The 26,964-nt window shown below is 39.8% G+C and carries 25 protein-coding genes; 3 read left to right on the top strand and 22 right to left on the bottom strand.

Annotated elements, in window-relative coordinates:
• Window positions 1-16 precede the first annotated feature (16 nt).
• Together A9P82_RS10865 and A9P82_RS10860 are read left to right on the top strand one after the other, a co-directional pair.
• Window positions 17-1,273: a hypothetical protein gene (locus A9P82_RS10865; RefSeq protein ID WP_066207748.1), complete on the top strand. Its 1,257-nt coding sequence runs from the start codon at window positions 17-19 to the stop codon at window positions 1,271-1,273.
• Window positions 1,274-1,276: 3 nt separating this feature from the next.
• On the top strand, window positions 1,277-2,362 hold the full coding sequence (locus A9P82_RS10860; protein ID WP_066207747.1) for a hypothetical protein: 1,086 nt from the start codon (window positions 1,277-1,279) through the stop codon (window positions 2,360-2,362).
• 36 nt (window positions 2,363-2,398) lie between these two features.
• On the opposite strand, the gene A9P82_RS10855 is transcribed toward A9P82_RS10860, so the two are convergent.
• From A9P82_RS10855 to A9P82_RS10830, 6 genes are all read right to left on the bottom strand, one after another.
• On the bottom strand, window positions 2,399-3,277 hold the full coding sequence (locus tag A9P82_RS10855) for an ORF6N domain-containing protein (protein WP_066207746.1): 879 nt from the start codon (window positions 3,275-3,277) through the stop codon (window positions 2,399-2,401).
• The gene (locus tag A9P82_RS10850; RefSeq protein WP_066207744.1) at window positions 3,277-5,364 is read right to left on the bottom strand and encodes a type IA DNA topoisomerase; all 2,088 of its coding nucleotides are present in this window, start codon (window positions 5,362-5,364) and stop codon (window positions 3,277-3,279) included. The genes A9P82_RS10855 and A9P82_RS10850 overlap by 1 nt, the downstream gene beginning before the upstream one ends.
• A gap of 3 nt (window positions 5,365-5,367) precedes the next feature.
• Window positions 5,368-6,831: a DUF3945 domain-containing protein gene (locus A9P82_RS10845; protein WP_066207742.1), complete on the bottom strand. Its 1,464-nt coding sequence runs from the start codon at window positions 6,829-6,831 to the stop codon at window positions 5,368-5,370.
• A gap of 98 nt (window positions 6,832-6,929) precedes the next feature.
• On the bottom strand, window positions 6,930-7,223 hold the full coding sequence (locus A9P82_RS10840) for a helix-turn-helix domain-containing protein (protein WP_066207741.1): 294 nt from the start codon (window positions 7,221-7,223) through the stop codon (window positions 6,930-6,932).
• Window positions 7,220-7,588 carry a helix-turn-helix domain-containing protein gene (locus tag A9P82_RS10835; protein ID WP_066207739.1) on the bottom strand — a complete coding sequence of 123 codons (369 nt, stop codon included), beginning with the start codon at window positions 7,586-7,588 and terminating at the stop codon, window positions 7,220-7,222. The genes A9P82_RS10840 and A9P82_RS10835 overlap by 4 nt, the downstream gene beginning before the upstream one ends.
• Before the next feature lie 247 nt (window positions 7,589-7,835).
• On the bottom strand, window positions 7,836-8,687 hold the full coding sequence (locus A9P82_RS10830) for an RteC domain-containing protein (protein WP_066209845.1): 852 nt from the start codon (window positions 8,685-8,687) through the stop codon (window positions 7,836-7,838).
• A gap of 294 nt (window positions 8,688-8,981) precedes the next feature.
• Between A9P82_RS10830 and A9P82_RS10825 the strand changes: the two genes are divergently transcribed.
• Window positions 8,982-9,257 carry an HAD-IA family hydrolase gene (locus A9P82_RS10825; protein ID WP_082915323.1) on the top strand — a complete coding sequence of 92 codons (276 nt, stop codon included), beginning with the start codon at window positions 8,982-8,984 and terminating at the stop codon, window positions 9,255-9,257.
• 113 nt (window positions 9,258-9,370) lie between these two features.
• Here the strand turns inward: A9P82_RS10825 and A9P82_RS10820 are convergent, their stop codons facing one another.
• The 16 genes from A9P82_RS10820 to A9P82_RS10745 form a co-directional block, all read right to left on the bottom strand.
• On the bottom strand, window positions 9,371-9,601 hold the full coding sequence (locus A9P82_RS10820; RefSeq protein WP_066207735.1) for a hypothetical protein: 231 nt from the start codon (window positions 9,599-9,601) through the stop codon (window positions 9,371-9,373).
• A gap of 132 nt (window positions 9,602-9,733) precedes the next feature.
• Window positions 9,734-10,330, bottom strand: coding sequence for a ribonuclease HII (locus A9P82_RS10815; RefSeq protein ID WP_066207733.1), 597 nt, complete (start codon window positions 10,328-10,330; stop codon window positions 9,734-9,736).
• 80 nt (window positions 10,331-10,410) lie between these two features.
• Window positions 10,411-11,661 carry a thioredoxin family protein gene (locus tag A9P82_RS10810; RefSeq protein WP_066207731.1) on the bottom strand — a complete coding sequence of 417 codons (1,251 nt, stop codon included), beginning with the start codon at window positions 11,659-11,661 and terminating at the stop codon, window positions 10,411-10,413.
• Between the two features lie 88 nt (window positions 11,662-11,749).
• Window positions 11,750-12,160 (bottom strand): nuclear transport factor 2 family protein, encoded by a 411-nt coding sequence (locus A9P82_RS10805; RefSeq protein WP_066207727.1) that lies wholly within the window; start codon window positions 12,158-12,160, stop codon window positions 11,750-11,752.
• A gap of 4 nt (window positions 12,161-12,164) precedes the next feature.
• Window positions 12,165-12,707 carry a TetR/AcrR family transcriptional regulator gene (locus tag A9P82_RS10800; RefSeq protein WP_066207724.1) on the bottom strand — a complete coding sequence of 181 codons (543 nt, stop codon included), beginning with the start codon at window positions 12,705-12,707 and terminating at the stop codon, window positions 12,165-12,167.
• Window positions 12,708-12,827: 120 nt separating this feature from the next.
• Complete coding sequence (gene asnS, locus A9P82_RS10795; protein ID WP_066207723.1) at window positions 12,828-14,264, bottom strand: asparagine--tRNA ligase; 1,437 nt, start codon at window positions 14,262-14,264, stop codon at window positions 12,828-12,830.
• 75 nt (window positions 14,265-14,339) lie between these two features.
• The gene (locus tag A9P82_RS10790; protein WP_066207721.1) at window positions 14,340-16,460 is read right to left on the bottom strand and encodes a heavy metal translocating P-type ATPase; all 2,121 of its coding nucleotides are present in this window, start codon (window positions 16,458-16,460) and stop codon (window positions 14,340-14,342) included.
• Window positions 16,461-16,627: 167 nt separating this feature from the next.
• On the bottom strand, window positions 16,628-17,512 hold the full coding sequence (locus tag A9P82_RS10785; protein ID WP_066207719.1) for a sugar phosphate isomerase/epimerase family protein: 885 nt from the start codon (window positions 17,510-17,512) through the stop codon (window positions 16,628-16,630).
• An 11-nt stretch (window positions 17,513-17,523) separates the two neighbouring features.
• Window positions 17,524-18,408, bottom strand: coding sequence for a hydroxypyruvate isomerase family protein (locus A9P82_RS10780; RefSeq protein ID WP_231891141.1), 885 nt, complete (start codon window positions 18,406-18,408; stop codon window positions 17,524-17,526).
• Window positions 18,398-19,657 carry a nucleoside permease gene (locus A9P82_RS10775; protein WP_066207715.1) on the bottom strand — a complete coding sequence of 420 codons (1,260 nt, stop codon included), beginning with the start codon at window positions 19,655-19,657 and terminating at the stop codon, window positions 18,398-18,400. The genes A9P82_RS10780 and A9P82_RS10775 overlap by 11 nt, the downstream gene beginning before the upstream one ends.
• A gap of 102 nt (window positions 19,658-19,759) precedes the next feature.
• Window positions 19,760-20,458, bottom strand: a complete 699-nt coding sequence (locus A9P82_RS10770; protein WP_066207713.1) for a 3-keto-disaccharide hydrolase — start codon at window positions 20,456-20,458, stop codon at window positions 19,760-19,762.
• A 144-nt stretch (window positions 20,459-20,602) separates the two neighbouring features.
• Complete coding sequence (locus A9P82_RS10765) at window positions 20,603-22,048, bottom strand: Gfo/Idh/MocA family protein (RefSeq protein ID WP_066207712.1); 1,446 nt, start codon at window positions 22,046-22,048, stop codon at window positions 20,603-20,605.
• 210 nt (window positions 22,049-22,258) lie between these two features.
• Window positions 22,259-23,314: a sugar phosphate isomerase/epimerase family protein gene (locus tag A9P82_RS10760; RefSeq protein ID WP_066207709.1), complete on the bottom strand. Its 1,056-nt coding sequence runs from the start codon at window positions 23,312-23,314 to the stop codon at window positions 22,259-22,261.
• A gap of 85 nt (window positions 23,315-23,399) precedes the next feature.
• Window positions 23,400-24,560 carry a Gfo/Idh/MocA family protein gene (locus A9P82_RS10755; RefSeq protein ID WP_066207707.1) on the bottom strand — a complete coding sequence of 387 codons (1,161 nt, stop codon included), beginning with the start codon at window positions 24,558-24,560 and terminating at the stop codon, window positions 23,400-23,402.
• The gene (locus tag A9P82_RS10750; RefSeq protein ID WP_066207705.1) at window positions 24,560-26,263 is read right to left on the bottom strand and encodes a GMC oxidoreductase; all 1,704 of its coding nucleotides are present in this window, start codon (window positions 26,261-26,263) and stop codon (window positions 24,560-24,562) included. Before A9P82_RS10750 ends, A9P82_RS10755 begins: the two co-directional genes overlap by 1 nt.
• Window positions 26,264-26,308: 45 nt before the next feature.
• Window positions 26,309-26,878: a gluconate 2-dehydrogenase subunit 3 family protein gene (locus A9P82_RS10745; protein WP_066207703.1), complete on the bottom strand. Its 570-nt coding sequence runs from the start codon at window positions 26,876-26,878 to the stop codon at window positions 26,309-26,311.
• Window positions 26,879-26,964: the final 86 nt, after the last annotated feature.

The raw sequence follows: 26,964 nt of genomic DNA, 5'->3' as shown, positions 1-26,964 counted from the left end.
TACATTATGAACAATTATGGAAAAAAGGACTAAAGGAGCTTGGGTTATAAATCATACTAACAAACTAGTAGAAATTAAAGATACTTATGAGTTTGAGGATATTGAACTTGCTGGAAAATGTGGTGTTTTTCTGTCAAATTTAGCAGCATCAGATGAACAAAGTAATTTGAGTTTGGATAAAGTTAATGCTATAGCCAAAGTATCTAACATAAAAAAAACAGAGATTGAAACTATAAAATCAAAGCTTAAAGAAGCAAGATTGATCGATACAGCTAATAATGGGGCTATTTCCGTTTTAGGAGTAACAACTTCGGCTGTTCTTGGTCATACATCTGATATTTTTGATAATAATTCACCATCAAACTTTCAAAAGGCTGCCATAGAACTTTCTGATAACATTTCAGATTTACCAAAAGGTGAGAAAACATTAAATGAATATATATCTGATACTTACACATTAACTAATGCAGAAACTAAAGACCTTTTTTTGCAAGCGGAAGAAATTGGATTTGTTGATTATGAAGTACTAGACGATAAAAGTAAATTATATTTTAATGGTAATTTGTTTCGTAGAGAAGGTGCTCAAAAAACAAATGCTGTTTTGTCATCCCTAAAATCTGATGAAACAAAAAAAATATTAGAATTGGATCAACTGCTAACTTCTAATGGCTGTTTAACGCTGGAAAAGGGTAAAGAAGTTTTAGGAGAGCAGTTGTTATCTAAGCTTCAATCCATAGGAATGTATGATTTTAATGAAGTAAGCAACTCCTCGGAGGCGAAAACTTTCATAACAAAACCATCCGCTTTTTCTAAATATGGTAATCCTTTTGAAGAGGATGCACTTGATTTAGCTAAAGCTTTTGTATCATCATTATATTATGGAATTAATTTTAGTTCTCAAGGGCGAGGTAAAATTTCGATGTTAGAAATATTATTGAGAAAGTTAGTGAACGGCTATGAAGTTGGACCTGCTACAGCTATTGGGGAAGATTATAAATTATTAGAACTTAAAAGAGTAATTCAATTAAGGAGAGATACAACTTATCCTAATCGCTACCATATGAGACTTTTAAAAAAGGATATTGGGTTATTGGCTATGCAAGTGCTAGAGTTTGGAGATACAACAGAGCAAACAGTTTTAGGTTCTGGTATTTATACGGGTAGTGTAACTAACTATATTGGTCCCGAAAACAAACGTCAGATTAATAGAAAAAAACAAAGTACGCAATCTAAAAAATCTGTTGGAGAACTTTTAAGAACATTTAGAAACTAATTAATGGAAAATCAACAAAATAATATAACAAAGGGAGAATTAATGGAAGAATTTATTAGAAATTATTTCATTAATTCTGGGTATTTTGTAGTTAGAGGTATTAAATATAGATATGAAAATAATGACATCACCGATGTGGATTTATATTTATATGGACGTTCTTCTAGTATAACTAGACAACGAATTAATGTTGATATTAAAAACAAAAAATCTCCTCAAGCTTTCGAACGTATACTCTGGGCAAATGGATTAAGAGAGTTGTTGAATTTTGATAGTTGTATTGTTGCAACGACTGACCAACGACCTGTTGTTCATAAATTTGGACAAATTCATAATACGATAATTTTAGATGGTGCTTTTCTGTCAAAATTACGCTCAAACTCCTATCCTGAAAGATTGTCCGAAGAAGAATTGTTACAAAGATTTGCGAGAAATAAAAGCTATAAAACTTTTGGGAACAAAGATTGGAGATATATTTATGAAGAATCCAAATCAAGACTATTATCAGAATTGGACTTTTCTGGATTTAATGCTGCATTATCTTATATAGCATATTTTGTGGAAAAAGTGGTAACTGATTTCCAAAAGCGGGAGGAGGCTACTAGACTCTTGTATTTAATTATATCTCATTTATTAATCACTATTGATTTCATTCTTAAAGACGTTGCATTTCTAGACGTTTCTGAAAGAGAGAAAAAATTATTGAATGGTTTTAAATTTGGAAATTTAGGTAAAGAAGGCGTAGATAAGATAATTTCTATAGCCGTTCAGATTTCTGGTAATAAATCTGCCAACTCCTTCTTAAAATCACTAGAAGGTATCCCTATTGAGATATTAAAGGATTTTTTCAGCAAGAATGAAAACACAAAAAACTTATTCACTTGGGCTCGTGACTTTGAAAAGATTGGATTTAATAACCACTTTATTATTCCTGAAGATCTTGACTCACATTTGAAGGGTGTTATTTCATTATTGCTGGATTTCTTAGGTGTTGATCGAAATAAGTTTTTCAATTCCTTCCAAGCTCAAAATCAAATGAAAATTCCTTTAAAAGAAAAGCCAGAGAACAAAAACAAATCAGAAAGTTGAAAATAATGACAAAGCCCTCCAAAATAGGAGGGCTTGTTATTTGGTAAGTAATCTAAGCATCCTACTGACTTCAATATCCATTCGTGAAAAGGCAAACCATTTTTTACCCAGGTCTTTGAGCGATGCTCCGATATGGTATAATTCCGTTTGGTCTATGATTAAAAAGCGGTCGTGTGCATCAGAGAAAATCTTAATCTCAATAGGCGGGTATTGGCTGTTGTAGCGTTGCAGGTCTAACCGTAACTGATTGCTGATACTTTTGGTATAGATTGTTGCGGTTACATTTGTTTTGCGTTTACCCAATAGGGTCAGTACGGTATCGTCCACGTAATTATCCAGCAGGATAATGGAACTTTCGGCATTTCTGATTATATCCGATACAAATGTATAAGCATCAAAGACCTGACCATTATAGAAAATGCCTTTGTCACTTTGGAGCTTGTCGCTTTCCAAAGCCTTAAAAATTTCCTCAATCTTTTGGTCGGTTTCTAATTGCCTTATCTCCATCTTATCTAGTCTATGAAACAGAGAAGCATTGCTGATTAGCATACGTCGCATTTCTACAAATGCGTCCATAATATCAATACTCACTCTTACAGCCACATCGGAGCGAAGCACTGCGGATAGCATCGCTATCCCTTGTTCGCCGAAAACGTAGGGCAGATAACGTCTTCCGCCTCGCCCTACGTTTGAGGTTCCAATTTGGAACCTCAAAAAATCGGCTTCGTCATTGGTCAGTTGAAAACAGAACTTTTCGGGAAACCGCTCTATATTCCGTTTTACGGCTTTGTTCAGGTTCTTTGTTTCTACTTGGTACAAAGTAGCAAGGTCGCTGTCCAACATCACCTGCTTATCACGAATGGTGTAAATCAGTTTCTTGATTTCCATTGGATTAATGGTAGGTTTATTTTCCATTACTTTTTATAACTTTTATTTTTAGCAAATTCAAAGGAGGTCTTGTAATCTTCATTCAATACGATATAGGCATCGAATTTCTTTCCGGCTTTAGTGGTCATTCCTTTGATAAGAGCCGTTTTGCCTTTATTGACAAGGTTTTCAATATCGGCTATACCGATTTGCACGCCACATATATTGCGGAACTGTACCCAATTACAAACCTCATCAGGGCATTTGGCAAGTTTATAACGGATTATTAACTGTTGGCTTTTGCATTTCGGGCAGGTAAGTTTTGGCAGGTTCGTATTGGCAATGGAAGTCTGCAATAATTCATGGGTAATAGTAGAAGCGTAGGTTTCCATTTCCTTTTGGAACGCTCCGGCATCCGCTTCGCCCGTTTCAATTTTCTGTAACGCCAATTCCCATTCGGCGGTCATTGCCACATCTGCAATTTTCCGTTCTTTGACCAATTCATACACCTGCAAACCCTTTTCGGTTGGGATTAAGGATTTTTTTTCCCTTTGGATATAGTTGCGGGTAAACAGCGTTTCAATGATTGATGCCCTTGTGGCAGGCGTACCGATACCGATGTTTTGCAGAGCTTTCCGTTCTTCCTCGTTTTCAATTTCCTTACCTGCGGTTTCCATAGCCAACAAAAGTCCGGCTTCGGTATAAAGCACAGGCGGTTTGGTTTTCTTTTCCAAAACGGCAGCTTCCTTGATTCTGAGTTCATCGCCCTTTTTCAGTTCGGGCAAATCCTGTATAGGTTCGGTATAATCGTCCGTAAAACTGCCTTTAATGGTGCGCCAGCCCGGTTCCATAACCTTACAGCCTTTTGCCGTAAAATCGTAATACAATGCCTGTAACTCCACATCGGTAATCTCTTTGATGCAGGCCCCAGAAAGGGCTTCGAGCAACCGAAAGGCAATCATATCATAAACCGCATTTTCCTTTGCGTTCAGAGCTGAAGGTATTTTATCCGTAATCAACAAACCGTGATGGTCGGTAACTCGTAAATCGTTTATAATACGTTTGTTGAAACGACCCCATTTTATTTTGGATACGGCTTGCTTACAGGTTTCCCTGCCCTGCAAAGCCCTTACAAGGTTCGGAATTTCCGCCCACATATCTTCGGGAATGTATTTGCTCCCGGTGCGTGGATAAGTAATAAATTTCTTTTCATACAGGTTTTGAGCAATGTTGAGCGTTTCTTCAGCGGAAAGGTTGAGCTTTTTGTTGGCTTCTTTTTGTAGTCCTGTCAGGTCAAATAATAAAGGTGGTTGCTCTGTAACGCTTTTTGTTTCTACCGAGGTAACGATAATCGTATTCCCGTTCCTTTCAATACACCTGAGCGCATCTTCTGCCTGCCTTTGGTCGTCCCATTTGGTTTTGGAAAGGCTTTTAAAATCAATGAACTCTTTGTTGTGCAACAACTGTATCTGACAATATTGTTTTATCGAGAAGTTTTTGTTTTCCAGATAGCGTTTGCAAATAAGAGCGAGTGTAGGTGTTTGCACCCTGCCGAGTGAATACACGCCGTTTCCTGCGGCAATGGATAAAGCCTGTGTAGCATTGATGCCTACGAGCCAATCGGCACGGCTTCTGCCTTGTGCAGCCTGGTACAATCCGTCAAATTCCTTTCCGTCTTTCAGATTGTCAAATCCCTGCTTGATGGCTTTTTCGGTAAGTGAGCTTATCCAAAGACGTTCAAACGGTTTGCTGCATTTCAGGTGTTCGTAAATGTATCTGAAAATGAGTTCACCCTCACGTCCGGCATCGGTCGCTACAATAATGCTATCGCTTTTATGGAATAGTTCTTTGATGACCTTTAGTTGTTTTAATGCACCTGCATCAGCAGTATAGCCTTTGTCTTTTTTAACCTTGCGGACGGTCAGCAAAAACGGGTTGGGCAATATTGGCAGGGCTGATTTATCAAATCCCGATATGCCGTAATCTTCTGGCATTCCTAATCCGATTAAATGACCGAATGCCCAGGTAACAAAATAGCCATTGCCCGTCAGGTAGCCGTCCTTTTTATCGGATGCTCCCAACAGGCGGGCTATTTCCCTTGCTACGCTTGGTTTTTCTGCAATGATTGTTTTCATACTTTATCTTTTTACGCCTCTTGATTTTGCAGAGGTTCGGGGCTTTTCCTGTTGTTCCTGCTGCTTTTTGTCTTTCGGGGTTTGCTGACCAGTCTTCAAAGGCTCTTTGATGTTCTTGGTCGCTTCGTTGGTTTTACCCTCCGAATTGACGGCGGTCTGCGTTTTGTTGGCTTCGGTAGGTTTCGCCTGCTCTTTGAGTTTGTTCGGATTTTGAAAGGAGAACTCCGTTCTATTGGTATCCTTGTTGAGCGTGATGTAGCCCTGGTATTTCTGCCCTTTCTTATCTACCAAACCATCAACATAGACGGTTTGCCCGGCTTTGAACTTATCGTATTGTTCATCGTTGAGTTCCTTGCCCCTGAAAGTTCTCGGAATTTCATTGGATTGGCTTTGCTGGTTATTTTTTTGGTTGCTTTGCGACTGCCGATTATTGTTGCTCCTGTCAAACAGGAACTCTACATAGCGTTTATCCGCATTGAATTGTACAGTTGCGGAAAATTCATTTCCTTTCGTGGAAGTCATACCCTCCAAATAGAGCGGTTTACCCTCCATCAAGATCTGCTTTTGCTGGTCATTCAGCTTTATGCCCTTAATCTCATTGGGAATCTTGATGAAATCTGTCTTTAATGCAATCAGCTCATTGGTAAGCCTGTCTACGCTGACAATGGACGGCATCATTTCCCCCGTTTTGGTATTTTTCAAATCGACAACACGTCCCATATTGCCTGTTTGGAGCAGGTTTTTCTTATCCTCATCGGTAAACTTGTGTCCGAAAAATTCCATATTCAGGTTAGGCTCCCTGCGTACACCGTGTATTGCCGCCACGACCTTACCGTCTTCTGCAAGTTGTAATGACAATCGTGCATCGGTACGGACAATGGCAGTGTCAAGGTTTACACCGATAGGCACAAGCTCATTGGTTTTGTACCCCCTCAATAAAGGGTCGAGCAGGTTTCTTTTTTCCAGGTACTCCTTGTTTAACCCAAGATTGTTCATTGTTTCCCAATCAATCTGTTCCGGCCTGAAGCGGTATTCGCTATTTTCCGATGTGGTCTGTGTTGTTTCCATATCTTTTTTGTTTTCTTGTTTTTGTTCTTGCGGGGTTTCCGGTTTTACCTCGTGTTCTTTCATCACTTTTTCACCTTCGGAAGTAGGATTAGCTACATGCTTCTGAAATTCCTTTGCTTTATTTACGGCCTCGTCAGCCGAAACCTTGAAAAATGAGAACTGCGTGGGATCTTTCAGCTGTCTCCAAAAATTGGATAGAAAATTGGAAATGAAATCACCGTGTTTGTCCAGACGCATGAACAGGTTTTCGTTTCTCTTGGTGGGGTCAACGGTTTCCATTTTGCCGTTTTCATCAATGCTTTTTACTGCCTGGATTTTCTTTTTTTCTTTATCCAGCACTAGCAATATGTCCGAAAGCTGTTCGGGCATTTCCTGTTTGTTTGTTGTTTCTTCGCTCATGATCTTAAAAATTTAAAGTTTACCGCCGAAAGTAAAAGAAGCGTTCACCACCCTGTATGATGTGGCACTCAAAGGCAGTGTTTGGCGTTCATTGGCATTCATTTCTTTGGTGGTGGGTTAAAGCTCTCCCTTATGAATTGATGCACGTCGGACAGTTTATAATATAGCTTTCCACTTATTGTATAATAGGGAAGCTTGCCAATAGAGCGATACCGTTGCAGGGAACGGTTGCTGATTTTCAGCATCTGTAACACATCCTGATTGTCCAACAATTCTTCGCCGTCTATACTGTTTCTCTTTTTTCTCATATCGTCTATATTGTCGCTGAGAATATCGAAGCGAGTCATGATACGATCCATCCACGCCAAAAATTCCATTCTGTCTATATTCATAGCGTCCTGTTTTGTGAGTTACGGGAATTAAGCCTTCTGCCTTTCTCGATATAGCTTTTGCCTTTTGCCATTAATTCTTGCACAAATTCATCATTGCTTTGCACGGCATTGGCATTTAGCATTTCTTTGATGGCCCCGATGGTGTAGAAATATTGTCCGTAAATCTTGGAGTAGGTGATTTCTCCTTTGGTACGCATACGCCACAATGTCTTTTCGCTGATGTGCAGGTACTGGCATACCTCGTGGTTGTTAAGCCACAGGTCATCGTAGCTTGTGTCTTCCAACTTTTTTAGATGGTTGGAAATGGTATTGATACGGCTGTTGAGCTGTTTCCACGCTTCTTCTTCAATTGTGATTATTTTCATCGCATTGCTCCTTTATGTTTACAATGCAAAATTCCCAATGGTAATAGAATTTGTCCGCCAATGCTTACCCATTGGTTCAGCAGTTTTTTGAAAATTTTTACAATTTATATAACCACTTATGAATTAATAGATTTGTTGAACCCACATTGGAATTTGCATTGTAATGAGCAGTTTTTGCCAATTGGCAGATATGGGCAGAGTATAAAATTTGGGATATGAAAAAGCAGTCCTTACAATTTTAAGGTCTTCAGTAGGATAGGTCTTTGTCCATATATTCTTCCAGTGCGGCTTTAAGCTGGTCCAAAAATGCGGTTCTTGAACCTGCCCTCGTCTTCATACGGTGGAATGCATGGTGAATATCGTTTAGCGGGATTTTGAACAATACCTGGAAAATCAATGCTAATTTTCGTATGCTTATTTCGCCATGGGATACGGATGCGGATGCATAAATTGCATAGATCAATTCTATGAGTGCATTTTGGCTATTTGTCCACGAAATGTCTTTAGTAGCATTTTTGTCTACGATTATTGAATCCGGGCTGTTTTCAGGGTCAATTTTGGTAACGAGATAGGTGTAAAGTAGTTCATTGGCAATAATACGTGCAATTTTGTTATCATAATAAGTCGAAAAACCAAGGTCTATTTCAAACACCCCGCTCTTTAATCCGTCATGGTAATTGATTTGACCAAGCCTGAAATAAACCTCGTCGCGGTCAGACCTTCCTGCACGGTAATACCTGTAAAAATCTTCGTGGCATATCGTTTCGATGTATTCTGATTTGAGTTTTCTCAATTGGCTTTCATAGTAGCTATTATACAATTTACCATTACTTACCGGACAGGCAATTTCAATACGAAATACCTTGTTGTAATAGATGAGCTTGCCCATGATCTGCGGCTTGATATTCTTGAAAAAATCAATCTCCTGAGCACCGTTCACAAATCCGGTCTGCAAGACCTTTGTTTTCACGGTATATAATAATTCCTGCAAATACAGGAGCATCTGATAAGCTTCATCAACTGTTTTTAGCATCTTAGAAGATAACTTATCTTCCATTCGCTTGATATCGGATATTATTTTACTCAATACGATTTCCATAGCTTCATCTTTTTGGGGTTTCTCATAATTTGCCTCTGGATAAGAGTACGGTATATAAAACAAAGCTTTGAAATTATTTCAAAACCTTTCCCACAGATGTACCACAGTGTGGAAAGATTTTTTGAAATTTCTGACAGAATAAAAGGATAATAACCATTAACATATTACCCTTTATTTATTAAATTTGTGGTTGTGATTTACAAGGTAATTAAATGAAAGCAAGTGCAGTAAGCACCATTACTAAGTCGTTACCGATAGTATTTCCAAATCTTGTAAACTACTCTTTATGAACCTATTGGGTTTAAAATAATCTTTTTTACAAAAAAATTTGAAGAAGAATTTGGCAAACCATTGGAAAATTATTTTATCAAAACATGGTATTCAAACGATGTAGGCTTGCGAAAGCCTTATGCAGCTTCGTTTTCAGCATTGTTGGAAAAAGAAAATTTAACCCCGGACGAAACATTATTTATCGATGATACCATTGGAAACATCGAAGGCGCAACGCAAGCCGGATTGCAAACGATACATTTAGTTCCACCGAAAACGGTATTGGATTTGGAGTTGTAATTTTTGCTATACCACAGAGAATACACGGAGCTTCACACAGAGTTGCACAAAGGAAACTGAACACGCTTGCACGTCATGCCGAACTTGTTTCAGCATCTCAAAATGCGGCAAAACTACTTATCTTTGATTTCTTCAAAATCGATATACTCGCCTGCCGTAGAAGAGGTGTTTGCGGTTTTGTGATTATCAGTCGTAGTGCGGGTTTCGGTTTGCTGTTGATTGTCTTGCATATTGCGAATATTTTCTCTTACCGTTTTTGTAGATTTCCATATCGGCAATATAAACCCTACTATAAAACGGAACACGAAATACAATATCAATCCAAGAATAAAATATCCTAACATAGTTGAACAAAGATATTCTTATGTTGAGTTATCGGTTGAATTTTTCGCCTATTTTTTCAAACGCTTAACAAAACTTATATGCCGCGAATACACGAATAATTTTATTCATTCGTGCATTTGTGGCATTAGCGTTCAAAACAAAGCAAGCTGTTTCGAGGCAATATTAAAGCTTTTCCTGTGATGAATGCACAAGCCGTGAATGTCAATAGCGGCACGATGTTCAGCCGTTCCGTATCCTTTGTTTTTTTGCCAATTATACATTGGGAAATCATTGTGCAGTTTTTTCATGTACTCATCGCGATGTGTTTTTGCGAGAATACTTGCTGCGGCAATGTTTGCATATTTTCCGTCTCCTTTGACAATACATTGATGCGGAATAGTTTTATACTTCGTAAAGCGATTGCCGTCAATCAATAAAAAATCAGGTTGTAATTTTAAAGCATCAATCGCTTTGTGCATCGCTTTGAAAGATGCTTTGAGAATATTAATTTCATCAATCTCTTCCACGCTGCAATTGGCAACAGCAAATGCAATCGCTTCCTTTTCTATAATCCGTCTCAGTTCATCTCTGTCTGCTTCCTTTACTTGTTTGCTGTCGTTCAATTTCGGATGATGAAAATCTTTTGGTAAAATTACCGCCGCCGCAAACACAGGACCTGCGTAGCATCCGCGACCTGCTTCGTCGCATCCGGCTTCTGATAATTCGGTTTGATAAACAGTTTCTAACATAGAACTCCAAAAATAAATAACCGCAGACGAAGCGAAAAATATTTGCTGCGCTGCGGTTATTTTTATTAAAGACTAATTAATTAGTTCCAAGTTTTTTCGCCTTTTTTCATTTTGTCAAGCGTTTGCAAATAAGTTGATTTATCACTTGATGCATCTGCGGCTTTTTGCTCCCATGCAATGGCTTCATCTTTCTTACCCATTTTGTACAAAATGTTTGCATAAGTATCTATATACTCCGGATTGCTGTTGTTTTGGAACGATTTTTTACTCCAGTCCAATGCTTCTGTAACACAAGTCATATCGGGACAATTCTGGAATACTGTCCACGCAAATTGGTTCAATTGTTCGTCGCTCGCTTTATCGCCATAAGATTTCATATAAGCAACAACTGCGGGTTCAAAATTGTTCCAATCGCCTTTTTCCATATAAAAAACAGTTTTGGAATATGCTAAGATTTCAGTTGCCTGCGCAGGATATTTTGTTTGCAATTTCGTTTGCAAAGCAGTCCAATCGGGCTCCGGCAAGTCAGATGCTTTCTTTATGTTTGGATTGTGTGGGAAAATGGCGGGATAAACTTCTTCTCTCATGATAATGCCTTGTACAACTTTATCTGAAGTTCCTTTTCCCATTACGGCGTCTACTTTTTCAGGCTGATGCAACATAATGCTGAAACCTGTGTCTTTGCTGCTTTGCGTAAAATTGCTCAGGAAAGTAAGATTGTCTTTTGTATATAAATCCTTTTGTGTAGCCAAATATTCATTCGCTGCTTTTTTCGCAGTCTGCATATCATAAGCGCTTTGTGCGGCGCTGGCAAATGATTTCAGAAATGAAGGGTCTTTATCTCCGCTTTCATATTTTCTTACCAACACATAATATTGTTTATCGGGATTTTGCGCATCGTTCAATGCTGTTACAAATTCAGGCACTTTCAAAGATGCGCCTACATGACGGTCAACAATTTCGCCGTCGGGACTGAAAAACAAAAATGTCGGATATGCATTAATGTGATATTGCGCATTCAAATCGTGCGCCGTTGCGTACCAGCTTTTTACCTCGTCATTGTCTTTTGCAGAAGAGTCAAACTGAACACTTACGGCAATGAACTTGTCGTTTGTAATAGCTGCAACAGTATCATTTGGAAATATGTTTTTTTCCATATATCTGCACCAGCTGCACCATGTAGTTTGACAATCCATGAGAATGTATTTGTGCTCGGCTTTTGCTTTTGCCTTTACTTGATCCCAACTAAGGTTGTGGACAAACTGAACGCCTTTTTCCTGTGCAAAAGCAAACACAGGAAGTGCAGCTAAAATGAAAAACAGCTTTTTCATAATTTTTTTATTTAAGAAATTAAAGAACCGGACTTGTTGAAATAATGTAATATAAAGGTAACTATATTTTTCGGTATTGAAAAAATTATTATAGTCTTCTGTCTTCTTCGTTTATCGCCAAATCATTAATGCTTGCATAACGTTTTTTCATCAATCCGTTTTCGTCAAATTCCCAATTTTCATTGCCGTAAGCGCGAAACCATTGTCCGTTCGCGTTTCTGTATTCGTACTCAAAGCGAACTGCAATTCTGTTTTCGGTAAAAGCCCATAGTTGTTTTTTTAATTTATAATCCAGTTCTTTTTCCCACTTATTTTTCAAAAAGTTTTTTGCAGCTTCCCGCCCGTTTAGGAAAATATCACGGTTTCTCCATTCCGTATCCACACTGTATGCGAGCGAAACTTTTTCGGGGTCTTTTGAATTCCAGGCATCTTCTGCCATTTGAACTTTTTGTGTTGCCGTTTCAAAATTGAACGGCGGCAACGGATGTTTTTGTTCCATAGTTTTATTTTTTTAATAATGATTGAACTATTTTCTTAGCGGTTTCCACAGGCGTTTGATTTCGGAATAATTGGCTTTCGATTAATGCACTTTCAAACAATAAATAAATGTGAGCTGATAATAATTTTTCGGAAATCAGATTATTGAAAAATTCCTGCAAGTCTTTTTTGTGATTTTGGATAATCGGCAAAATTTTATTGTTGCCCGACGAGATTTCCGACAGGATATTCAAAAAACTGCAACCTCTGAAATCTTCTTTTTGATTCATAAAAGCGATGAAATCGAATGCCGCCAAAACCTTTGTATGTGGCGTTCTGCTTTTTGCCGTAAAACTTTCCAACTGCGCGAACCAATAATCGTGACGCTTGTTTAAAAACGCCGCGCACAAATCTTCTTTCGATTTAAAATGGTCGTAAAAACTTGCTTTGGCAACTTTTGCTTCATCAATAATTTGATTAATTCCCGTTGAATTATATCCCTGACGATGGAAAAGCAAGGAAGCTGTTTCAAGAATCCTGTCTTTCGGCATTAAAATTTCCTGTTTCATGAAGCAAAGGTAATTTTATTTTTAATATACAGACAAGTCTGTCTGTTAAATTTTAAAAAGAAAAGCGTGTAATAATATTTTAAATCACACGCTTTATATAAATATCAATTTATGCTATAATTAAAACTCGCAATTCTTCGGTGTTCTTGCAAACGGAATTACATCGCGGATGTTCGTCATGCCCGTTACAAACTGAACAATCCTTTCAAAGCCCAAGCCGAAACCCGCGTGCGGCACGCTTCCGAAGCGGCGCGTATCGAGATACCAGTTCATTTCTTCCGCCGGAATGTGCATTTCTTTCATGCGCGTTTCCAGTTTTTCCAAGCGCTCTTCCCTTTGCGAACCGCCAACGATTTCGCCGATGCCCGGCGCCAAAATATCCATTGCGGCAACCGTTTTTCCATCATCATTCTGGCGCATATAAAAGGCTTTAATATCTTTTGGATAATCGGTAACAATCACAGGTTTCTTGAAATGTTTTTCTACTAAATATCTTTCATGTTCGCTTTGCATATCGATGCCCCAGGAAACTTCGTACTTGAATTTTTTCTTTTTATATGCAGGAGAATTTAATAAAATATCTATCGCTTCCGTGTAAGTAACTCTTTCAAAAGCATTGTTCAAAACGAACTCTAATTTTTCTAGCAAACCCAACTCGCTGCGCTTGTCCTGCGGCAATTGTTTTTCTTCGTCTTTCAAACGTGTATCGAGAAATTCAATGTCGTCGCGGTTGTGTTCCAGCGCGTATTTGATAATGTATTTGATAAATTCTTCCGCAAGGTTTGCATCGTCTTCCAAGTCGCAGAAAGCCATTTCCGGTTCAATCATCCAGAACTCTGCAAGATGCCTTGTAGTGTTGGAATTTTCCGCACGAAAAGTTGGACCAAATGTATAAATTTCGCTGAACGCTGTTGCGCCAAGCTCGCCTTCCAATTGCCCCGAAACCGTTAAGTTTGTTGACTTTCCGAAAAAATCTTCTGAAAAATCTATGTTGCCGTTCGCATCTTTCGGCGCGTTGTTCAAGGGTAAAGTGGTAACGCGGAACATTTCGCCTGCGCCTTCCGCATCGCTCGACGTGATGATGGGTGTATGCAAATACACAAATCCTTTTTCATTAAAAAACCGATGAATGGCAAACGCCAGCGCATGACGCACGCGGAACACCGCGCCGAAAGTATTCGTGCGAAAACGCAAATGCGCTATCTCGCGCAAAAATTCAAGGCTGTGTTTTTTGGGTTGCAAAGGATATTTTTCCGCATCGCAATCGCCGAGAATTTCAACGGTTGCGGCTTTGACTTCTACCTTTTGTCCTTTGCCCAAAGATTCCACCAATGTTCCCGATACTTTCAGCGAAGCGCCCGTAGTAATGCGCTTTGCAGTTGCATCGTCTATCAAACCGAGTTCTATAACTATCTGTAAATTATTATTTGTACTGCCGTCGTTCAAAGCCACAAACTGGTTATTGCGAAATGTACGCACCCAACCCATTACCGTAATTTCCTGCCCGGTTTTTTCGCCCGAAAGCAGGTCTTTAATCTTTGTTCTTTTGTTAAACATTATTGCAAAATTAGAGCGCAAATATAGGAAAAAGGCTGTGCAGTATTAGTGTATTTGTAACGCACGCGTTATTTGTTATATAACCTTTTTCCATCTCAACTTAATCGAATTAAACCCAAGCACCACGTCGCTGAAACCCATTGCCAGCGCAGCAAATGCAGGAATCAACAATCCGAAACACGCAACAGGAATTGCCACAACATTATAGGCAAATGCCCAGAATAAATTTTGCTTAATCGTGAGATGGGTATGCTTACCCAAGCCTAATGCCAATGGCAGGTTTTGTAATCCGTGATTCATCAAGACCACTTGTGCGGTTTGAATAGCAATTTGTGAAGAATCGCTCAAACTCACGCCAATCGTGGCTTTAGCAAGCGCGGGTGCGTCGTTGATACCGTCGCCAACCATCGCTGTCGGAACTTTTGAATTTAATTCGGAAATTTTATTAAGCTTTTGTTCGGGAGTTTGTTCTGCAAAAAATTCGTCGATATTTAATTGCTTCGCAATGCTTGCAACCTTCTCTTTGCTGTCGCCGCTGAGTAAAATTGTTTTCAATCCTTTTGATTGTAACTGTGCAATCACGTCTTTTGCTTCGGGGCGTAAAGTGTCCTCAATGTCAAGCCAGCCAAGTACTTCGGCATTTTTGATTAAGTATAAATTGTGGCTTAAATCATCTGTCAAACCTTGTGCTTTTTTATAAGATGCCGCCCAATAAATATTTCCGTCTTTGTCTTCGGCTTTCATACCGATGCCTTTTATTTCTTCCGTTTTTTTCCAGATAATTGCGCCCGGCGTTTTCCAGTTTTTGGTAATCGCTTTCGCAATCGGATGATTGGAAAATTTCTCCATTGAGAAAAGGATTTTTTTAAAATCTTCTTCCGAAATAGTTGGACTAACGAAATAATTAGTTATAGAAAATTCGCCTGTCGTAAGCGTTCCCGTTTTGTCAAAAACTATTTGCCGAATATCTTTAAACACTTCCAGACTGCGTGCATTTCTGAACAAGATTCCATGTTTTGCGGCACGTCCCAAACCTACCGCAATCGCTGCCGGAGTGGCAAGTCCCATAGCGCACGGACAAGCAATTACCAACACCGCAACGCTGCGCAATAAGCTCGTTGAAAAACTTTGCGAAGCCAAAAAATAATTACCCAAAAAACAAATCAATGCAATCGCCAAAACTGCCGGAATAAATATGGCGCTTATTTTATCGGCGAGCTGCTGCATTGGCGGTTTGTCTTTTTGTGCATCTTTTGCGAGTTGTAAAATTTTGTTCAGCACCGAGTCTTTGCCAACGGCTGTAACATAAGCTTTTACATTGCCATCCGTAACCATACTTCCGCCGATTAAAAATTCGCTTGCCGCTTTTTCAACCGGTACGCTCTCGCCCGTGATAATCGATTCATCAACGCTTGCATTGCCCGATAAAATTTTACAATCCATCGGCACAAATTCCCCGCTTTTAATTAATATCAAGTCGCCTGTTTTTAGGTGTTCACTCTCAACGGGCATAATGTGTTCGTTGTGTTGGTCGTCGTACACAATCATATTTGCCTGAATTTGTTGAGAAACAACTAAACTGTTCAGTGCTGTCTGAGTTTGTTGTACCGTACGGTCTTCGAGCCAATTGCCCATGAATACAAGTGTAATGATGGTTGCCGTAGTTTCGTAAAACATATAATTATGCGCATCGCCGATGATTGTTCCGTATAAACTGTAAGCGAATGCGGCAATTGCGCCTACGGCAACAAGTACATTCATATTAGGAACGCCTTTACGCAAACTGCGCCAGCCGCTTGCGCCGAAAAACATCATACCCACTACAAAAACAGGAATGGTTAATACAAGCTGAAACCAACTGTTCATCAGTATTTCGGCGTGTACAACCATGTGCAGCCAAAGCGGAATAGTAAAAATCAAACAAAAAATAAATCGTTGAAAATGGTTTTTAAACACCTTTTTCTTTGCCTGTGTATTTTGCTTCGCCGTTCCGTTTACAACATGATAGCCGAGCTTGTCTATTTCTTTTTCAATTGTTTGTAAGTCAGTCGTGCCGGGATTTTCAAAAGAAACATTCCCGCCGATAAAGTTTACGGAAACGTTTTGCATACCTTTCGATTTCAATACTTTTTCTATCGATAAGGCACAATTGGTGCACGACATTCCCGCTACTTTCCATTCTACATTTTCTACCATAAAAATCCTCCTTTATAAGTAGCAAAGGTACGACGGATAATTTTTGCGCCTTGTGACAGAAATCATCAAACTTTATAACGCTGTTGCAAAGGCGAAAAATTTACATTCGTATTACAAAAAAGCCATGAAATTGTGTTCACGGCTTTAGATATGAGTACGAAAATTTTTTACCGGAGAAGAGGAACGAGGTTTTGACGAATATAATCGCAATCGGTTTTGGTAGCGCCAAGAACATCCGGCTGATAATTACTTTCCTGTTCTACAAAAAAATGTTTCATGCCCGAAGTTTTTGCGTTGGCAAAAATCTTTTTGAAATCGATACTTCCTTTGCCGACTTCTGTGTTTTCTTCACGGTTGTTTTTATCCATATCTTTCACGTGCCACATAGGAAAGCGACCGGGAAACTGATTGAACAAAGTAACCGGGTCTTTACCGGCATTTACCAACCAATAAATGTCCATTTCAAAATTGATAAGAGCAGGGTCGGTTTCTTTCAAAAATACTTCGTAACCGTAAGTATCGCCAAATTGTTTGAACTCTATGTTATGATTGTGATAGGCGAGTTTCAGCCCTTCTTTTTTACAAAATTCGCCCAGTTTGTTGAATTTTTCTGCGGTGGCTTTGCAGGCATCCAATGTATTTTTGAATTTGTCTTCAATGCTTGGAATAGTAATGTATTCGTTATTCAACGCGTGCGCAACATTTATAGACAAATGAACATCATCGAGATTGCCATTTTCAAAGTAGCTTCCGAAAATATAATGCCCGCTCGACGATTTTAAGCCGTTTGCATCCAGCAGTTTTTTAAATTCATTTCCGGTCAATCCCCAAAGTTTGTGGTCGGATGAGTAGAAGAAAATCTCTACGTCTTTATAACCGTCTTCCGCAATTTTACGAATAGTGCCTGTTACATCTTTTCCGATAACATCTCTAACTGTCCATAGTTGAATACCTATATTTTTAGTCTTATGTTTTTTTGCGAATGAAGGCAACAGCCACGCACCTGCGGCAACGGTTCCTGTTTGTTTGATGAAGGTTCTCCTTGTTGTCATAATTTTAATTTTTATACATCACAAATTTGAATTGCTTTTTTTAGCGAAGCGAGTTTATCAGGGTTCTTCGGAACAAATTCCTGCGCTACATAACCTTTAAATCCTGTGGCTGCAATCGCTTTCATAATTGCGGGATAATACAACTCCTGCGTATCGTCAATTTCATTGCGTCCGGGAACGCCGCCTGTGTGATAATGCGCAATGTATTCATGATTATCGGTAATAGTGCGGATGACGTCGCCTTCATCAATTTGCATATGGTAAATGTCATACAGCAATTTAAAATTTTCTGAACCCAGTCGTTTGCACAATTCAACGCCCCAAGCCGTGTGGTCGCATTGATAATCTTTGTGATCAATCTTACTGTTCAATAATTCCATTACCAAAACCACTTTGTGCTTCTCCGCCAAAGGCAATAATTGTTTTAATCCTTCTACACAATTATTCCAGCCATCTTCATCGCTGATACCGCGCCGTGCGCCGCTGAAACATATCAGATTCGTATAACCATTCTTTGCTACCAAAGGAATCATGTCGGAATATTGCCGGATAAGTTTTGCATGAAATTTCTTGTCGTTAAAACCGTCATATAATCCTAATTCTGCACCGTTGCACATAGGCGAATCCAAACCGTATTTTTTCAAAGTATCCCAGTCTTTCGGTCCGCATAAATCAATGCCTTTAATGCCGATACTTTTGGAAAACCGGCAAAGCTCTTCCAAAGAAATTCCTTGATAACACCAGCTGCAAACAGAATGATTGATATTTCCTTTCAATGTTGAAAACGTTTTCTTTTCTTCGGATAATTTTTGTGATAATGCAGGCATCAATGATGATGCTCCAATGGCAGCTGCACTCGCAACTGTATTCTTTATCATGGTTCTTCTATTCTGCATAAGTTGGGATTTCATTTGATGAAATATTGGTATTGCCCGATTTTTTCTCTTTGAAAAATGCCAGGAATAAAACTAAAACTGCTGCTGCAATTACGGCAGGAATTGTCCAGATTTGTTTCCAGTCGGCAATATTATTGACAGTATAAGCATCTTTGATTAAGCCTGCAATATAAAAACCTACCAACATTCCGACGCCGTAAGTTGCTAATGTTATTAAGCCTTGCGCGGCACTTTTGTATTTTTCGCCGGCTTTATTGTCGGTATAAATTTGTCCCGTAACAAAGAAAAAATCATAGCACAAACCATGCAATGCAATGCCGATTATCAGCATAAAAGAAAGTTCATTTGCATTGCCGTGTGCGAATAATAAATAGCGTAATACCCAAGACAGCATTGCTAATGCCAATGTTTTTTTTAGTCCGAATTTGGAAAAAAATAGGGGCAATAACAACATGAAAAGTAACTCGGACATTTGCCCGAAAGTCATTTTTCCGGTAGCGTTGTGCAAACCGGTTTCCACCAAGTACGGATTGGCATACTGGTAATAAAATGCCAGCGGCACGCATATCAATACCGAAGCTAAAAAGAAGATGATATAATTTTTGTCTTTCAATAATTTCAAGGCATCCAAGCCAAGTACAGAACTTAGTTTTACTTTTTCTTCCTTGTTTATTTTAGGCGGTGTTTTAGGTAAAGCAAAGCTGAACAATCCTAAAATCAACGAAGCAATTGCAGTCATTAAAAAAGTATTTTTTAATAATCCTGTTTTCAGGCTTTCTTCCGAATCCCAATGAAACGCATAGCTGATGAGTAAGCCTGCTACAATCCAGCCCAAAGTTCCGAAAGCGCGTATAAAACCAAATTCTTTTTCCGGATTTTTCATTTGGTTAAACGAAACAGAATTGACCAATGCAAGTGTGGGCATATACACAATCATGTAAATAAATATGTAAGGATAAAACGCTGTGAAGTCCGATGAACGGTACATTTGAAACATCAGCACTGCGCCAAGCAAATGCAAAATGCCTAATATTTTTTCGGCATTAAAATATCTGTCGGCAATCAGCCCGATGATAAATGGTGCGATGATTGCGCCAAAGGATTGCGTAGAGAACGCAGCCGCGCTTTGCGCACCTGTCGCCTGAAGATTGGCACTGAGATATGTTCCCAATGTTACAAACCATGCGCCCCAAACAAAAAATTCGAGGAACATCATAGCAGATAACTTAAAGCGGATTGTGGCTTTCATTGAATTGGAATAATGATTAAAAATAATAAAATTCTATAACAAACATTCATTTATGCGTAAAGCGCGCAAAATTTTGCGCGCGCTTTATCAACTCTTTACTCGTTATAATTCTTTGATTTCAATGTTTCTGTACCACACTTCGTGTCCGTGGTCTTGCAACGCAATATGTCCGGTTTTGAAAGAGGCAAATCCTTGCCAGTTGGCGAATTTACTTCCTGCGATTAATTTATTCCAATCGTTTGTCCACATAGTGGTAGAGGCAACGGTAGTTCCATTTAAAATTAATTTCAGACTGCCATTGTTCACGATTATTTCGGCTTTGTTCCATTCGCCCACAGGTTTTGGTTTGGAATCTGCGGCTGTTCCAATTAAGTCATACAATGTTCCTGCAAGATGATTTTCTTTTTTGTTGTCATCGGCTTTGATATTATCTAACACTTGCATTTCCAATCCTGTACTGTATGTTTGGGTATATTTTTCAGGTTCTTCGTGAACTAAAAAAATAACGCCGCTATTGCCCGCCGGAGAAATTTTCCATTCAAGTTTTAAATCGAAATTGGTATATTCTTTATCGGTAATTAAATCGCCGCGACCATCTTTGGTTTGCGGATTCAGGTGCAAAGCATTTTCCTGTACATCCCAGGCTGCACCTGCATTTTGCTTTCCGTAAGTATGCCAGCCGGTTTTTGTTTTTCCGTCGAATAATTTAATCCATTTTCCCTGTTTGTTATTTGTTTCCAAATTTTTCCAACTTAAAAAAGTAAGCGAAAAAGCTGCTATTGCAAAAATGAATAATTTCATAAAGATATTTTTAGTTTAAAGATATACGCTGTTCGCGGCGTCCTCGCCACGCATTCTTATTCTATCGGCTCCTGCCGATTATCGCCATGAGGCGATAGAACAGAAGTGTGAAGCGATGACGCTTCACACAGCAGATGCAAAATTTTACAATGTCAAACTTCCCCAGCCTTCACGGTAGGTACGTTTTACAAACTGGTTTACATCGTCCACATTGGTTACTTTCATGGCATTATTGTCCCACAATAGTTTTACATAACGAGCAGGGAAACTTGTTTTTCCGCCAACTGTTTTTTGTACATCAAATCCGCGAATAGCAAGATTTGCCATCAGTAACGCTTCTACCAGCGGACCTGCCTTTTCAAACGGGGAACTTACCTCCATATTTCCGTAGCCGGCTATACATGCTTCAATCCATTGCGCATAATGACCGTTTGCACCGCCCGGAACTCGTTTGTATTTTACAGGTACATGAGCTTCGGCAGTGCGGCTTAATGGTAATAGTTGTGGATTGTCGTTATACGTGCCGCACATCATTTTACCTTTTGTGCCGATAAAATACGCTCCGTTGCCGCCATCGCCAAACACATCGTTTGCACCAAGCTCTTCGGGTCTTGTAGGCTGAATGCCGCCGTCCATCCAATGCAGTTCTATGTCGTTTTTCATTCTTCCCGTTTTAGGAAATTTCAACGTTACATGACTCGAAGGAGGACAACTTTCGGGAAAATATCCGCGCTTAAATTCGTCCACATATACAGAACCGACACTACATTGTACTTCTGAAGCATATTCCAAACCGAGTACTGTGAAAGGCGCTTCCACCAAATGACAACCCATATCTCCAAGCGCACCTGTGCCGTAATCCCACCAGCCGCGCCAGTTGAACGGAACCAATTTATCGATATAATCTTTGTAGGGAGCGGTGCCGAGCCATAAATCCCAGTCTAATTCTTTCGGTACAGGCGGCTTTTCTGTTGACCAGGGAATGCCCTGAGGCCAAACAGGACGATTTGTCCAGGTATAAACTGTATGCACATCGCCTATCAAGCCCGCTTCGTACCATTCGCGCATTTGACGGGCTCCGTCGTTTGATGAACCTTGATTGCCCATTTGTGTAATTACTTTATACTTTTTCGCAGCCTGCGTCAATGTTCGTGCTTCAAACAAATCGTGTGTCAAAGGTTTCTGCACATACACGTGCTTACCTAATTGCATTGCATTTAATGTGATGATTGCATGATTGTGGTCGGGCGTGGATACAGACACGGCATCGAAATTTTTGGATTCTTTATCAAACAGTTCGCGCCAATCTTTGTAATATTTTGCCTGCGGAAATGCTTTGACGGAATTGGCTGCGCGGCGGTCGTCCACATCGCAGAGAAAAACAATATCGGCTTTACCGCTTCGTGCGAACATGGCTACGTCCGATTCGCCTTTGCCACCTACGCCCACGCTTGCGATACGCAGTTTGTCGCTTGGAGCAATGAAACCCTTACCGCCCAATACATGGCGCGGTACAATCCATAAACCCGCAGTAGTTATTCCTGTATTACGGATAAAATTGCGGCGTGATACATTGTTTTTTTCTGCCATAGAAAAATGTTTTATAGTTGAAAAATGAATTAGAACCTAAAAATAACTGTAACCACATAGTAACATAGATGAACAGGTCGAAAAAAAGTTCATATAATATTTTCATCGAAGATGAAAATATTATGTTTTACTATCGGTTCAATACTAAATCAGCCTCAACTCTTACTTCTACAATCAATCCTATGTTTCTATGCGGTTTCATTAAATAAATTAATCCAATCCCAAAAATTCCCTGTTGAATTGTTCGCTTACACCCGAAGCCGCAAAGTCGTCAAAGGCTTTTTCGGTGGTTTTGATAATGTGCCGCGCAATAAACTCTGCACCTTCTTTTGCGCCCTGTTGCGCATCTTTCAGAGAATCTTCCCATTCCAAAACAGCCCAACCTTTATAACCGTATTGCGTGAGCTTGCTGAAAATAGTTTTGAAATCGACCTGCCCGTCGCCTAACGAACGGAAACGCCCTGTGCGGTTTATCCAACTTTGAAAGCCGCCGTAAACACCTTGTTTTCCCGTAGGATTAAACTCGGCATCTTTCACATGAAACATTTTTATCCGCTCATGATAAAAATCTATGTATTGCAAATAGTCCAGACATTGAATTACAAAGTGCGAAGGGTCGTATAACAAACACGCTCTTGCATGATTGTTTACTTTCTCCAAAAACATTTCATAAGAAACGCCGTCGTGCAAATCTTCGCCCGCATGAATTTCGTAACAAAGGTCAACGCCTTGTTTATCAAAAGCATTCAAAATCGGCAGCCAACGTTTTGCCAGTTCTTTAAATCCTTCTTCAACAATTCCCGCAGGACGTTGAGGCCAAGGATACATTAATGGCCATAAAAAGCTTCCGCTGAAAGTAACATGTGCATCCAAACCGAGATTACGTGAAGCTTTAGCTGCATAATGCAATTGCTGCATTGCCCATTCCGTGCGGGCTTTAGGATTGTTATGTAATTCTGTCGGCGCAAATCCGTCAAACAAATCGTTATACGCAGGATGCACGGCAATTAATTGTCCTTGTAAATGCGTGGACAATTCAGATATTTCCAAACCATATGCAGCAATTTTCCCTTTCAGTTCGTCAGCGTAATCTTTACTTTCAGCAGCTAATTGCAAATCAATAAAACGTTTATCATTCGTAGGTAACTGAATGGCTTTGAAACCTAATGAAGCTGCCCATTGGCAAATGCCGTCCAAACTGTTGAAAGGCGCTTCACTGCCGATAAATTGTGATATAAAAATTGCCGGACCTTTAATTGTTTGCATTTGTTATGTTTTTTGTTTCACACAGAGTGCACAATGAAATTGAGTATCAGAGTAATAAATCTTTGTGCACTCTGTATGAAAATCTCTATTCAATAAAATCAAACCATTTCTTTTCCAACAAGCCCGAAACGATTACATTATCGATAAAAGCCATACCGCGAACACCGTCATCAACGGTAGGAAAATCAAGCATTTCGGGCGTTGGCGTTTCTCCGTCAATTTTTGCATTTAATGTCAAAGCAAAATTCCGGTAAATGTTTGCAAATGCCTCAATATAACCTTCGGGATGACCGCCGGGTGTACGCGTGTTGTGCTTTGCAACACTGGATAAATAACCGTTGCCCGTACGATAAATTTGCGCAGGCGCGTCTTTCCATTTTATCAATAAAGTATTCGGCTCCTGCTGATGCCATTCGAGACCACCTTTTTCGCCGTAAATATTTATTCGTAAATTATTTTCTTCACCTGCGGCTACTTGTGTTGCGATTAAAACTCCGCTTGCACCGTTATCAAATTTTAATAATACAGAGCCGTCGTCGTCCAAGACGCGACCTTCGACAATCGTATTAATATCCGCACAGATTTTTGTAATTTTTAATCCAGAAATATATTCTGCCAAATGCGCGGCATGCGTGCCTATATCGCCCATGGCGCCGGCTTTTCCACTTTTAGTTGGGTCGGTGCGCCAGGCGGCTTGCTTGTTGTTTTCTTTTTCCGACAATTCGCTTAACCAGCCTTGCGGATATTCTACATAGAGTTTTCTTATCTTGCCGAGAACATTTTCTTTAATCATTTGTTTTGCTTGTTTTACCATCGGATAACCTGAATAAGTATGTGCCAGGCCAAGCAATAACCCTGTTTCTTCGACTTTCTTTTTTAGTTGCTTTGCTTCATCCAGAGAAAAGGTCATCGGCTTTTCGAGCATCACATTAAATCCATTTTCCAATGCTAACATTGCAGGAGCAAAATGCGCGTGATTTGGTGTAACAATGGATACAAACTGCATTCTTTTGTCGGAAGGTAATTGACTTTCTTTTTGAATCATTTCTTCATAAGAAGCGTAAATCCTATTTTCGGGCAAACCAAGCGCAATGCCCGATTCGATTGATGTTTGCGCGTTAGAACTAAATGCTCCGCAGACCAATTCAATCAATCCGTCCATATTTGCCGCTGCACGATGAATGGCTCCGATAAAAGCATTTTTACCGCCGCCAATCATGCCCATTCTAATTTTCTTTGTTGCCATTAAATATTTTGTTTCTTTAATTCGCTTACTGCATAATCACACGCTCTTGCGGTCAATGCCATATATGTCAGTGAGGGATTTTGACAAGCTGTTGATGCCATGCACGCGCCGTCGGTTACGAATACATTTTTTACTTCGTGCATTTGGTTCCATTTGTTTAGCACGGAAGTTTTGGGGTCGTTGCCCATGCGAGCGGTTCCCATTTCATGGATTGCCATGCCGGGATAGCAGCCATTGTCGTACGTTTTAATATTTTTAATGCCTGCCGTTTCCAGCATTTCGGCGGCATCGTTCATCATGTCTTTGCGCATTTTTTCTTCATTTTCCCCGTATGCGCAATCGACAGCCAGCACGGGTTGTCCCCATTTGTCTTTTTTCGTTTTATCGATATAAACATAGTTTTTATAATCCGGCAGCATCTCGCCAAAGCCGCCAAGACCAATACTCCACACGCCGGGCGTGCTTACCGTGTCTTTGAAATCTGCGCCAAATGCCAGCTCCGCAACATTGTGATGCCAGCTTGAAGAGCGGCTTGCGCCACCCTGGTATCCGAAACCGCGCAGGTAATCGCGCTTGTCGTTGCCAATATTTTGATAGCGGGGAACGTAAATGCCGTTTGCACGACGACCGTAATAATATTTATCGTCAAAACCTTCGGCTTCGCCGGATGCGCCGCAACGAAAATGGTGGTCCATTAAATTATGTCCGAGATGTCCGCTTCCATTGCCCAATCCGTTGGGAAATTCGGGCGAAGTAGAATTTAATAAAATAAATGCCGTGCCTAAAGTAGAAGCGTTTACAAAAATGATTTTTGCATAGAATTCCATTGTCTGTTGTGTTTGTGTATCAATAACGAATACACCTTTAGCTTTCTGCGTTTCTTTGTCGTAAATAATGTGATTAACAATGGAGAATGGTCTTAGCGTAAGGTTGCCCGTTTTTACTGCCGCAGGAAGTGTGGATGACTGCGTGCTGAAATATGCGCCGAACGGACAGCCGCGGCTACAAAGGTTTCTGTATTGACAATTGGTTCGACCTTCGTGCGGAACGGTAATGTTTGCCACGCGACCAATAGTCATTATTCTTTTTCGGTTATAGTGTTCTTCGATTCGTTTTTTTACCGATTTTTCTACTACGTTCAATTCCATCGGCGGCAAATATTTCCCGTCGGGCAGGGTGGGGAAGTTTTCCGCCTGTCCGCTGATGCCTGCAAAGGTTTCGGCATAGTCGTACCAAGGTGCAATGTCTTTGTAACGAATGGGCCAGTCTGTACCATGACCGTCTTTTAAATTATCTTCAAAATTGATGTCGCTGAAGCGGTAGCTTTGCCGTCCCCACATGAGTGAACGACCGCCTACGTGATAGCCGCGATACCAATCGAATCGCTTGACTTCGGTATAAGGACATTCCAAATCGTTTACCCAAAATTTCGCATTAAATTCGGAATAAGGATAATCTCTTTTCTGCACAGGATGTGAGGCTTTTTCTTCTTCGGTAAGCCAGCCGCGGTGCTGAAATTCCCACGGCGCTTTAGTAGCCGTATCGTAATCTTTAATATGTTCAATATTTTCGCCGCGTTCCAGCATTAATACTTTCAACCCTTTTTCAGTAAGCTCTTTTGCCGCCCAGCCGCCACTGATTCCGGAGCCTATCACGATGGCATCATAAGTATTTTGCTTTGTTGCTTCTGTATTAAGATTCATACCACTTTTATTTTTTAATTTGAATGAGTCTGGATTTTAAGAGAATCAGGTAGCCCATGCTTTCTGACCGGGTTTTAAGGTAACATCTCCATCGTACCGTCCAGGAACGGCGATGTATTGCCTTGCCTGCGTGGCACCGATTTCGGATGTGAAATAACCGAGAATAGTTAAATCCCGTGTAAGAACGAAAAAATTAGTTTTCTTTTCGGGAGACTTTTGTTCTGCCAAAGCCTGGTCGCGCAATTGTGATACAGCCTGAATTTTTTCTTGTGAAGAGAGGGAAATAAAGTCTTTGCTGAATCGTTTTTTCACAGATGCGGAAAAATCATCAACACCTTTTATAAAATCTTTTTGAACATCTTCCGGATAACAGTCATGTATCATCATTGTGATAAACGGTCCGATGCCGGCAGCTTTTGCGCCCGGGCAAGAAGTGGTGGGAATAATAACATCGGCAAGCTCAGTAATGATATTCTGTTGTGTGTCTGAAAATAATTGCCCATCAGTTTTTTTGCCTGGCGAATTACAACTGTTTAAAATACTTATTGTAGTTCCTGATAGTAATCCTCCGCCGGCTAACAGAGCAAAGTTTCTTAATACTTCACGCCTTTGCATAGCACAGTTTGTTTTTTGTAGAGAAAAATTGTTAGAGAACTAAAGTAAATAAAAAATTTGATTAAGCAAATGTTTGTTAATGAATA

This window comes from Arachidicoccus sp. BS20, assembly GCF_001659705.1.
Lineage (GTDB): Bacteria > Bacteroidota > Bacteroidia > Chitinophagales > Chitinophagaceae > Arachidicoccus.
This window is presented reverse-complemented; position numbering and strand designations above follow the sequence as displayed.